Annotated in this window: 7 protein-coding genes; 4 read left to right on the top strand and 3 right to left on the bottom strand. The window is 69.6% G+C overall.

The features are described 5' to 3' along the window. Nucleotides 1–192, bottom strand: a 192-nt coding sequence (locus tag G4D87_RS24690) for a cation:dicarboxylate symporter family transporter (protein WP_163784670.1), incomplete at its 3' end; no start/stop codon positions are given. 172 nt (nt 193–364) lie between these two features. Between G4D87_RS24690 and G4D87_RS24685 the strand changes: the two genes are divergently transcribed. The 4 genes from G4D87_RS24685 to G4D87_RS24670 all read left to right on the top strand — a co-directional run bounded on the left by G4D87_RS24685 (nt 365) and on the right by G4D87_RS24670 (nt 9,609). Next, nucleotides 365–1,471 (top strand): isopenicillin N synthase family dioxygenase, encoded by a 1,107-nt coding sequence (locus G4D87_RS24685; RefSeq protein WP_163784669.1) that lies wholly within the window; start codon nt 365–367, stop codon nt 1,469–1,471. Between the two features lie 597 nt (nt 1,472–2,068). Continuing rightward, nucleotides 2,069–4,654: a response regulator gene (locus G4D87_RS24680; protein WP_163784668.1), complete on the top strand. Its 2,586-nt coding sequence runs from the start codon at nt 2,069–2,071 to the stop codon at nt 4,652–4,654. 88 nt (nt 4,655–4,742) lie between these two features. Then, nucleotides 4,743–6,008 carry an MFS transporter gene (locus G4D87_RS24675; RefSeq protein ID WP_163784667.1) on the top strand — a complete coding sequence of 422 codons (1,266 nt, stop codon included), beginning with the start codon at nt 4,743–4,745 and terminating at the stop codon, nt 6,006–6,008. Nucleotides 6,009–6,105: 97 nt separating this feature from the next. Then, on the top strand, nt 6,106–9,609 hold the full coding sequence (locus G4D87_RS24670) for a pyruvate carboxylase (RefSeq protein WP_163784666.1): 3,504 nt from the start codon (nt 6,106–6,108) through the stop codon (nt 9,607–9,609). Nucleotides 9,610–9,625: 16 nt separating this feature from the next. On the opposite strand, the gene G4D87_RS24665 is transcribed toward G4D87_RS24670, so the two are convergent. Together G4D87_RS24665 and G4D87_RS24660 are read right to left on the bottom strand one after the other, a co-directional pair. Next, complete coding sequence (locus tag G4D87_RS24665) at nt 9,626–10,090, bottom strand: Csu type fimbrial protein (protein WP_240358565.1); 465 nt, start codon at nt 10,088–10,090, stop codon at nt 9,626–9,628. Continuing rightward, a partial coding sequence (locus tag G4D87_RS24660) for a fimbria/pilus outer membrane usher protein (RefSeq protein WP_163784664.1) occupies nt 10,074–11,069 on the bottom strand: 996 nt, incomplete at its 5' end. The genes G4D87_RS24665 and G4D87_RS24660, both read right to left, overlap by 17 nt.

The raw sequence follows: 11,069 nt of genomic DNA, 5'->3' as shown, positions 1-11,069 counted from the left end.
GTTGATGACCGCGAAGAACACCAGCGGCGTGGCGATCATCTTGATGAGGTTGACGTAGAGCGTCCCCAGCGGCTGGAACCAGGGGCCCGCCGGCGCCCCCACGAGCCACCCGGCCACGGCCCCGAGCACGAACGCCCCCAGGACACGCTGCCAGAAGGGAATGCGGAACCAGGCGGAGACGAGCTTCTTCACGGGGGAGACCCTCTCGACGGTGGGCGGCGGACGATAACTCCAGCCCCCAGGCCGCGCAGGGGGAAGCGCGGGATTTGCGCCAGTGCGCCCACGCCGGGGATCCGGGGTTTGCCGCGTCCGAGCATCAGGGCCTCCCATTTATTCCCGGGGAGCGGTACACCTGGGCCCCATCATGGCCGAGACCTCTTCGCTCAACATCCCCACTGTCGACCTCGCCGACCTCGCGTCGGATGACTCCGCTCGCGTCGAGCGCGCCGCCGCGGCGATCCGCGAGGCCTTTGGCGTCTTCGGTCTCGTGTACCTGAAGAACCACGGCGTCGACACCCAGGCGCTGAACCGGTTCTACGACGCGTTCGCGGCGTTCATCGCCCGGCCCGCCGAGGAGAAGAAGCCCTACGGCCGCGCGGACATCTGGTACCAGCGCGGCTGGACGCCTCCGAACACCGAGGTCGCGGTCGCCGGCAACGGCCAGCCGGACTTCAAGGAGTGCTACTTCGTCGCGCCCTACCCCAACGACGCGCAGTCCGCGCTCGAGTTCCCGGAGCTGTACCCGGAGAACGTGTGGCCCCAGGACGCGCCGCCCTACTTCGAGGACGGCATCATGACGCTGGGCCGCTCCCTCCATGAGGCCGGCCTGAAGCTGCTCCGCGGCTCCGCCATGGCCCTGGGCCTGCCGGAGACGCTCTTCACCGACCTGTGTGATCGGGGCGCCCACGTCACCCGCGCGCTCCAGTACCTGCCGCTCACCCACGCCCAGGTGAACACGGACATCGTCTGGGGCGAGGAGCACACCGACTTCAACCTGCTCACCCTGCTCCCGGGCGGCCGCTTCCTGGACCCGGAAGGCAGCCCCGCGCCCGGCCCCGACAACAAGAGCGGCCTCTACCTCCGCACCCGCGCGACGCCGGATGCGCCCAACGGCCTCCAGGTGCGGGGAACGGCGCCCGCGGGCTGCATCGTGGCGCAGGTGGGCCAGCAGCTGGAGATCCTCACGGGTGGCACCTTCCTCGCCACGCCGCACGTCATCACCGCCCCGGGCGTGCCCGGCTGGCAGCGCCAGTCCGCCGCGCACTTCATGCACGTGCACACGAACACCGTGCTCTTCCCGCTGGAGAAGTTCCGTGGCCCGGAGGCCGTCCGGAACTACGCGCCACCCGTGCTCGCGGGCACGTATGACATCAAGACGCTGGTGGACATCGGCCTGGCGCCAGCGAGCGCGCTCGACAAGCTGGGCTACCGCCACTACGACCGGCTGAACCGCCAGCGCGCTGGCGCGTGAGTCCGGGCCGCACCGCTTGAGGCCCCGGGAGTCTCCGGGGCCTCGCGTGAAACACAGTCATCAATCAAAGACATGTAAACACAAACAAGACTGATTCACGCCTGTCTTTCATTGTCTTGCATTGACAATGGCAGACATCTGCCGTCATGTGCGCGCCAGGACGCCCGCCCCTTCGCCGAGCGAGGGGTGCAGAAACCACTGAAAAGAACTTCATGTAGGCATTGCCCTTCCGGGTGAGGCCCCTTTCCTGGCGGACAGGCAGTCCAGCGCCCCTGAAAATCACTGATACTGTGTTCAGGTGGGCATTGCGCGCCCTTCCCGGTATCGGGTCGTCCGCTCAAGCGTCAGGCGCGCGTGCTGCCCACGAAGAAACTGGCTGAAGGTTCGTTCATGTAGGCATTGCACATCCAGGACTGCGGTCTTTGGAACATCCGCTCCGGGGCCGTGCGTTGCCGCTATCCGAGTGTGTCGCCTGCGCGACAAAGATACCGTCCCAGCGGCGGAGGTCATGGCGTCCTGGTGGCAGACCGTTCAAGGGTAGCTCGCCCAGCCCCCCGCCGGTGCAACCCGCCTCAGGGGGAGGAGCTTCGCCGCACGATGCACCCCATCATCGACTTCAAGACGCTCTTCGACGTCTCGCCCAACCCGTACATGCTGCTCGACCGCGAGCTGCGCTTCGTCGCCGCCAACCCGGCATACCTGCGCGTCACGGCCAGCAAGCTGGACGAGCTGCTCGGCAGGAACGTCTTCGAGGCCTTCCCAAACGACCCGTCGGACCCGAACAACGCCAATCTCCGGCAGCTCCGGGAGTCCTTCCTGCGCGTCCTGGAGAAGCGGGCGCCGGACATCCTGGCCCTGATTGCCTACCGCGTCCCCGAGCTGACGAAGCAGGGCATCGTCTCAACGAACCGCTACTGGAGCGCCACCCACATCCCCCTGCTCGATGCCGCGGGTGAGGTGGCCTACATCCTCCAGCACACCGTGGATGTCACCGAGCTCCAGCGGCTCCAGGCGGCCGTCCAGGCCGCGACCGGGTCCGCCGCCACCGTGAACCCGCCTTCAGCCCAGCTGGAAGCAGGCGTCTTCCAGCGGGCGCTGCAGGTCCAGGAAGTGAACCTGAACCTGGACCAGGAGCGGCGCCACCTCCGGCGCCTGTTCGAGCAGGCGCCCGGCTTCATGTGCTTCCTTCGCGGCAAGGAGCATGTCTTCGAGCTGGCCAACGCGGCCTACATGCAGCTCGTCGGACACCGGGACATCCTCGGCAAGCACATCCGGGAAGCGCTGCCCGAAGTGGATGGCCAGGGGTACTTCGAGCTGCTGGACCGGGTCTTCACCACGGGCGAGGCCTTCGTCGGCCGGGGCATGAAGGTCTTCCTCCAGCGGACCCCCGACGACACGCTGGCGGAGAGCTACGTCGACCTCGTGTATCAGCCCATCATCGAGCAGGACGGGTCCATCTCCGGCATCTTCGTCCAGGGCCACGACATCACGGAGCAGAAGCGCGCCCAGGACGAGCTGCGCCAGTACAAGGACCACCTGGAGGAGCTCGTCCGGGAGCGCACCCGCGCGCTGGAGGAGAGCGAGGCCGAGCGGCGTCAGGCGGAGGCCGCCCTCCGGCAGGCCCAGAAGATGGAAGCGGTGGGCAAGCTCACCGGCGGCGTGGCGCACGACTTCAACAACCTGCTCCAGGTCATCGGTGGAAACCTGCAGCTCCTGTCCCAGGACGTGGGCGACAACGCCCAGGCGCAGCGCCGGCTGACCACGGCGGTGGGCGCGGTGGAGCGCGGCGCCCGGCTCGCGTCCCAGTTGCTGGCCTTCGCCCGGCGGCAGCCACTCAACCCCACGGTCATCAACCTCGGCCGCCTGGTCCGCGACATGGACGACCTGCTGCGGCGCGCGCTCGGCGAGGACGTGGCGCTGGAGACCGTCATCGGCGGCGGGCTCTGGAACACGTTCGCCGACCCGAACCAGCTCGAGAACGTCATCCTCAACCTGGCCATCAACGCGCGCGACGCCATGTCGGGCGAAGGCAGGCTGACCGTCGAGGCCGGCAACGCCATGCTGGATGACCACTACGCCCAGCTCCACCCGGACGTCGTGCCGGGCCAGCACGTCCTGCTGGCCATCTCCGACACCGGCTGCGGCATGCCACCCCAGGTGATGGAGCGCGCCTTCGAGCCGTTCTTCACCACCAAGCCCGAGGGCCGCGGCACGGGCCTGGGGCTCAGCATGGTGTATGGCTTCGTCAAGCAGACGGGCGGACACGTCAAGATCTACAGCGAGGTCGGCCACGGGACGACCATCAAGATCTACCTCCCCCGCTCGCTCCAGGCGGAGCTGCCGCGCCCCGAGGTCGTCCCCGAGCAGGTCGAAGGCGGCAACGAGACGCTGCTCGTCGTCGAGGACGACGCGGAGGTGCGCGCCACCGCGGTGGAGATGCTGACGGAGCTGGGCTACCGCGTGCTCAAGGCCTCCGACGGGCAGAGCGCGCTCGCGGTCATCCAGAGCGGCATCCCCGTCGACCTGATCTTCACCGACGTGGTGATGCCCGGACCGGTCCGCAGCCCCGAGCTGGCGCGGAAGGCCAAGGCCCTCTCCCCGGACCTGGAGGTACTCTTCACGTCCGGCTACACGGAGAACGCCATCGTCCACGGCGGACGGCTGGACCCGGGGGTCCAGCTGCTGAGCAAGCCCTACCGCCGCGAGGACCTGGCGCGGAAGATCCGCCAGCTCCTGGCCACCCGGCAGCAACGCATCGCCCAGCGCGAGGCCACCCAGCCCACCCGTGGCGCCACCGCGCCGGCCCCCGTCCGGGCGAAGCGGACCTCGCTGCGCATCCTCCTGGTGGAGGACGACGAGAACATCCGCCTCCCCGCGTGCGAGCTGCTGGAGACGCTGGGCCACACGGTGACGGCCGTCACCCGCGCGGAAGAGGCCACGCCCCTCCTGGGCGCGGGGAACTTCGACCTCCTGTTCACCGACGTGAGCCTGCCCGGCCAGTCCGGCCTCGAGCTGGCGCACCAGGCCGTCCAGGACGTGCCGGGCCTGCGCGTCATCATCGCGTCCGGCCATGGAACCCACCTGGACACGGGCGACAAGGGGCCCATCTCCGGCGCCATCCTCTTGCCCAAGCCCTACGGCCTGTCCCAGATCGAGCAGGCGCTCGCCCAGGTCATGGCCTGAAGGTGAATTCAGGTTCATGCACTGCGTCATGTAGACGGCGCGCGCGGGGCGCTTGCTCCTCACGCGCCAAAGTCCGTTAATCGGGCGTATGAAATTCCTGAGAGAGCTCCGCTCGGTCCTCAACCTGACCGTGCTGGTGGCCGGGCTCGGCTACTTCGTCGACCTCTTCGACATCACGCTGTTCGGCGTGGTGCGTGTCGCATCGCTCAAGGACATCGGCCTCACCGACCCGGCCGACATCCTCCAGAGCGGCCTGCTCATCTACAACGCGCAGATGGTGGGAATGATGGTGGGGGGCCTGCTCTGGGGCGTGCTCGCCGACAAGCGCGGACGCCTGTCGGTGATGTTCGGCTCCATCCTGCTCTACTCCTTCGCGAACCTGGCCAACGCCTTCGCCTGGGACGTCACCAGCTACGCGGTCTTCCGCTTCCTGGGCGGCGTGGGGCTCGCGGGTGAGCTGGGCGCGGCCATCACCCTGGTGGCGGAGTCCCTGCCCAAGGAGAAGCGTGGCCTGGGGACCACCATCGTCGCCACGCTGGGCATGCTCGGCATCGTCGCCGCGGCCTTCGTGGGCCAGCACCTGCACTGGAAGACGGCCTACCTCACCGGCGGCTTCATGGGCATCGCGCTGCTCTTCGCGCGCTTCAAGGTGTCGGAGTCGGAGCTGTTCACCAAGAAGACGGACCCCTCGCGCGCCAACCCGCTGCTGCTCCTCACCGGCGGCCGGTTCCTCAAGTACATCTGCTGCATCCTCGTCGGTGTCCCCATCTACTTCACCACGGGCATCCTCTTCACCTTCGCGCCCGAGCTGACGGCGGGCCTCAACGTCCAGGGCACCGTGACGGCCGGCAACGCCATCCTCTATGGCTCCATTGGCCTGACGCTGGGAGACTTGCTGGCGGGCGTCTTCAGCCAGTGGCTCAAGAGCCGCAAGCGCGCGGTGGCGATGAACCTCTGCGCGGGCTTCCTGCTGATGCTCGTCTACGGCCTCACCCCGGGCCTCACCAGCACCATGGTGTACGGGCTGAGCTTCCTGATTGGCATCACCGTGGGCTACTGGGCCGTGCTGGTGACCATGGCCGCCGAGCAGTTCGGCACCAACATCCGCGGCACCGTGGCCACCACCGTCCCCAACTTCGTGCGGGGCTCGGCGGTGCTCGCGGCCAGCGGCTTCGCCTACCTCAAGGGGGATCTGTCGGTGTCCACCGCGGCGCTCATCGTCGGCAGCGTCTGCTTCGGCCTGGCCCTGCTGGCCCTCACCCGGCTGGAAGAGACGTTCCACCGGGACCTGGACTACGAGGAGACGGCGACCGGCCCACAACCGGCCGCCCAGCCCTCTCAGTCCGGCACCTGACGCACGGCGCGGCGCTCACGGGGCGCGCCGCGCGTTGAATCGGACGTTCTCCCCGGCAGCCGTTGCTCCGGGGCCCCGGGATTCATACAGCGCGCGCATGGAACCTGTGTCGCTGCGTCCCATCCAGAAGGTCCTCTGCGCCAACCGCGGTGAGATTGCCATCCGCGTCTTCCGCGCGTGCAACGAGCTGGGCATCCGCACCGTCGCCATCTACAGCGACGAGGACCGCACCCACGAGCACCGCCACAAGGCCGACGAGGCGTACCTCGTGGGCCGGGGCAAGCGCCCCGTGGAAGCCTACCTGGGCATCGACGAAATCCTCGACGTGGCCGTCAAGGCGGGCGTGGACGCCCTCCACCCCGGCTACGGCTTCCTGTCGGAGAACGCCGCCTTCGCGGAGGCGTGTGAGCGCCGCGGCATCCGCTTCATCGGGCCGCGCTCGGACGTGGTCCGCACCATGGGCGACAAGGTCGCCGCCAAGCACCTGGCCGAGGCGTGCGGCGTCCCGGTGGTCCCTGGCGTGACGCTGGAGGGCGACGACGCGCACGTGCTGGAGCAGGCCCGCGCCTTCTTCGCGAAGCATGGCGGCCCCGTCCTGGTGAAGGCGGCCCATGGCGGCGGCGGCCGGGGCATGCGCGTGGTGCGCGAGGCGCAGGAACTGGAGGACGCGCTGGCCTCCGCGCGCTCGGAGGCGAAGAGCGCGTTCGGCTCCTCGGCGGTGTTCCTGGAGCGCTTCCTGGAGCACGTGCGCCACATCGAGGTGCAGCTCCTGGGCGACCTGCACGGCAACCTCGTCCACCTGCATGAGCGGGACTGCTCCGTGCAGCGGCGCCACCAGAAGGTCATTGAGATTGCCCCCGCCCCCAACCTGGCGCCGGCGGTGAAGGAGGCCATCTGCGACGCGGCGGTGCGGCTGGCGCGCGAGGCCGGCTACACCAGCGCCGGCACCGCCGAGTTCCTGGTGGCGGGCGACGCCTTCTACTTCATCGAGTGCAACGCCCGCCTCCAGGTGGAGCACACCGTCACCGAGCAGGTGACGGGCGTGGACCTGGTGCAGAGCCAGCTTCGCATCGCGGAGGGCTACCGGCTGGACGCGCCGGAGGTGGGCATCTCCCGGCAGCAGGACGTGGTGCCGCGGGGCTACGCGGTGCAGCTGCGCGTCACCACCGAGGACCCCGCCCACCAGTTCATGCCCGACGCGGGCGTCATCACCGCCTGGCGCGCGGCCACCGGCTTCGGCATCCGGCTGGACGGCTCCAACGGCTACACCAACGCCGTCATCTCCCCCTACTACGACTCCATGCTGGTGAAGGTCATCGCCTACGCGCCCACGTTCCAGGGCGCGGTGATGAAGGGCCAGCGCGCGCTGCGCGAGTTCCGCATCCGCGGCGTGAAGACGAACCTGCCCTTCCTGGAGAACGTGCTCGCCCACCCCGCCTTCCAGCAGGGCGAGACGTACACGCGCTTCATCGACGAGACGCCGGAGCTGTTCCAGCTGGAGCCCCGCCGGGACAGGGCCACCAAGCTGCTCCAGTACCTGGGCGACGTCATCGTCAACGGGCACCCCACCATCAAGAAGGACCAGCGGCTCAAGCCCACGCAGTTCATGGAGCCGCGGCTGCCGGTGACGCCTTCGGGCCCGGTGCCTCGGGGCACCGCGCACATCCTGGCGGAGAAGGGCCCGCGCGGCCTGGCCGACTGGGTGCTGGCCCAGCAGCGCGTGCTGCTGACGGACACCACCATGCGGGACGCGCACCAGTCCCTGCTGGCCACGCGCATGCGCACGCGGGACCTCCTCCGCGTGGCCCCGGCCACCGCGCACCTGGCCTCCGACTTGTTCAGCCTGGAGAGCTGGGGCGGCGCCACCTTCGACACCGCCTACCGCTTCCTCAACGAGGACCCGTGGGCCCGCCTGCGCGCGCTCAAGGCCGCCGCGCCCAACCTGCTCCAGCAGATGCTCCTGCGCGGGGCCAACGCCGTGGGCTACACGAGCTACCCGGACAACGTCGTGGAGGCCTTCATCGACGAGGCGGCCGAGGCGGGCGTGGACGTGTTCCGCATCTTCGACAGCCTCAATGACCTGGGCAGCATGGAGGTCTCCATCCGCCGCGTGCTGACGACGGGCAAGGTGGCGGAGGTGGCCATCTGCTACACGGGAGACGTCGCCAACCCCAAGCGCACGAAGTACACGCTGGACTACTACGCGGACCTCGCGAAGCGGATTGAAGACGCCGGCGCGCACTTCCTCTGCATCAAGGACATGGCGGGCCTCTTGCGTCCGCGCGCCGCGGCCATGCTGGTGCGGCGTCTGCGCGAGGTGACGCGGCTGCCCATCCACCTGCACATGCACGACACGTCCGGCAATGGCATCGCCAGCTACCTGGAGGCCATCGAGCAGGGCGTGCACGTGGTGGACGTGGCGCTGGGCAGCATGGCGGGCCTGACGAGCCAGCCCAGCCTCAACGCGCTGGTCAGCGCCCTGCGCGGCCACCCGCGCGAGACGGGCCTGGCCAACGCGCGCCTGCAGCCGCTGGCCAACTACTGGGAGGACGTGCGCGAGTACTACGCCCCCTTCGAGGCCGGCCTCAAGAGCACCACCAGCGAGGTGTACTACCACGAGATTCCAGGCGGCCAGTACTCCAACCTCCGGCCGCAGGTGGCGGAGCTGGGCCTGCTGGGCCGGTGGAACGACGTGAAGGACGCCTTCGCGCTGGTGAATGTCCTGGTGGGCGACATCCCGAAGGTGACGCCGTCGTCGAAGATGGTCGGCGACTTCGCCATCTTCCTGCTCAAGAACGACCTCACGGTGCGCGCCGCCACGCTGGCGGAGGCGGCCGCGCTCACGCGCCAGAAGCTGATTGAGCAGGCGCCGCGGCTGGACTTCCCCACCAGCGTGGTGGGCTACTTCCGGGGCGAGCTGGGCCAGCCGCCCAACGGCTTCCCGGAGGATTTGCGCGCCGCCGTGCTCAAGGGACTGCCCCGCGTGGAGGGACGGCCCTCCGCCAGCATGCCGCCGCTGGACCTGGACGCGCTCCAGCGGGAGCTCTCCGCGAAGACGGGCCACGCGCTCACCCGCGTGGACGCCATCTCCAGCGCGCTCTACCCGCGTGTCATGGCCGGCTACCTGGAGGACCTGGGGCGCTACGAGGACGTGTCCATCCTCGACACCCCGAACTACTTCTACGGCATGGAGGTGGGACAGGAGGTCTGGGTGGACCTGGAGCCGGGAAAGACGCTGGTCATCAGCCTGTCCGCGGTGGGCGAGCCGGATGAAGAAGGCGTGCGCACCGTCTACTTCGCCCTCAACGGCCACACCCGCACCGTGCACGTGAGGGACCGCGGCCGCGCCGCCACCGTGGAGACGCGCCGCCAGGCGGACCGCGCCAACCCCCACCACGTCGCGGCGAGCATGCCGGGCACCGTCATCGCCCTGCACGCCAGGCCGGGAGACACCGTGGAGGCGGGCGCGGCCCTCGTCACCCTGGAGGCGATGAAGATGGAGACGGTGGTGCGGGCCCCCCGCGCCGGCACCGTGGCGGAGGTCGTCCCGGCGCTCAAGGCCTCCGTTCAGGGTGGCGATCTGCTGGCGGTGCTCCAGTGACGGAGAGCCCGCGCTCTCAGAAGGTCACCGTCATCACCAGGGTGTCTGAGTAGGCGCCCGCGGGGATGGCCTGACCGGCCGGGATGCGCCCGAAGATGGGCACCGTCACCTCCTGCCCGGACACGGGAATGACGGGCCCGTAGCGCCCGGTGCCGCCCGCGCCGTTGCCCCAGATGATGAGGCGCGTGGCGTCCAGGTAGAGGTTGTACCGCAGGCGGGGAGCGCCCGAACCCGCCATGGCGCGCGCCTGGGGGTCGCCCGAGCCTCCGGCGCTGAAGGTGATGGTGACCGGCGTGAGCTGCCCCTCACACCGGTAGGTGATGCTCCCGGCCGAGTCCCGGGGCAGCAGGTCGGTGGTGAGGTAGGTGCCAAAGCTCACCCCCATCGTGCCGCGAATCTGGCAGACGGCGCCCGCCAGGCCGGGCAGCAGGCCGCACGCGCCCGCCACGATGAACGCGGCCGCCCTAGTTCGCATCGTCATGGACACACCTCACAGTTCCCAGGTCAACGACGTTGCCCTCCTGGGATGGAACCTCCAGGGAGGTCGCGCAGCGGCCCTTGGGGTAGACGACCGTCGCCGGCAGGCGGCCTTCGGGCAGGCCCACCAGCTCGAACTCTCCATTCCACCCGATGGGGGAGCGCCACGTCTCTCCGTCCCGCTCGACGCGAATCTCGCCGTAGGACAGCCAGCGCGTGTCCTCCGCCGAGGCGATGGTCACCTTGCCCCGGTAGGCGCGGATCGTCTGCGCCTTGAAGTCCAGCACCACGCCGCCCCGCTGGTACGTGGCCACCACCTGCTCCGTGGAGCGGATGTAGACGTCCAGCGGCACCTGATGTTCCGCCAGCGAGAGCCGGTTGGCGTTGTAGGCCTGGAGCCGCGTCACCACCAGCTCACCGCTGGAGTCCGTGCGTCCGATTTCGTGGTTGTTGAGCCGCACGCCGACGCCCTCCACGCCCTTCACGCGGACCAGCGCGTAGCCCTGGTCCACCGCGCGCGTGGGGCGTACGCGTCCGCCAATCAGCACCAGGCCGCCCGCGACCTCGGCCATGCCCGCTAGCTGGCCCTGGAACCACTCCGCGCCCGCGCTGACGCGGCCCACGTTGGAGTCGAAGTCGGCGCGCGCCATCGCCTGGTCCACCGCCCCCGCCCGGCCCTGCACCTGGTAGCCCAGGCCGCCCTCCATGGGCACCGAGCGGGCGATGTCCACCGACGTGGTGCCCTTCCCACGCAGCGCCTGGGAGTGCCCCACCGTGCCCGTGGTGCGGGAGTCGAAGATGGCGTTCAGGAACACCATCCCCTCGATGGTGGAGCCGCCTCGCGCGGAGTTGCCGCGGCTGGCGGAGAAGGACAACGTCGACCAGTCGTTCAGCCGCGCGGAGGTGGTGGCGCCCAGCCACGTCGTCCACCCGGACTGCTGGTAGCGCGACAGCATCGCCTGCCCGCCCACGCTGACCCCCTC

The sequence above is a fragment of the Myxococcus vastator genome, assembly GCF_010894475.1.
In the GTDB taxonomy this organism is placed as follows: domain Bacteria; phylum Myxococcota; class Myxococcia; order Myxococcales; family Myxococcaceae; genus Myxococcus; species Myxococcus vastator.
Note: the sequence above shows the minus strand (reverse complement) of the source record. Positions and strands in the feature narration are given on the sequence as shown.

Excerpts from the sequence above, each read along its gene's own strand:
- G4D87_RS24685 (WP_163784669.1), top strand. The coding sequence starts at position 365 with ATGGCCGAGACCTCTTCGCTCAACATCCCCACTGTCGACCTCGCCGAC.
- G4D87_RS24680 (WP_163784668.1), top strand. The coding sequence starts at position 2,069 with ATGCACCCCATCATCGACTTCAAGACGCTCTTCGACGTCTCGCCCAAC.
- G4D87_RS24670 (WP_163784666.1), top strand. The coding sequence starts at position 6,106 with ATGGAACCTGTGTCGCTGCGTCCCATCCAGAAGGTCCTCTGCGCCAAC.
- G4D87_RS24665 (WP_240358565.1), bottom strand. The coding sequence starts at position 10,090 with ATGACGATGCGAACTAGGGCGGCCGCGTTCATCGTGGCGGGCGCGTGC.
- G4D87_RS24675 (WP_163784667.1), top strand. The coding sequence starts at position 4,743 with ATGAAATTCCTGAGAGAGCTCCGCTCGGTCCTCAACCTGACCGTGCTG.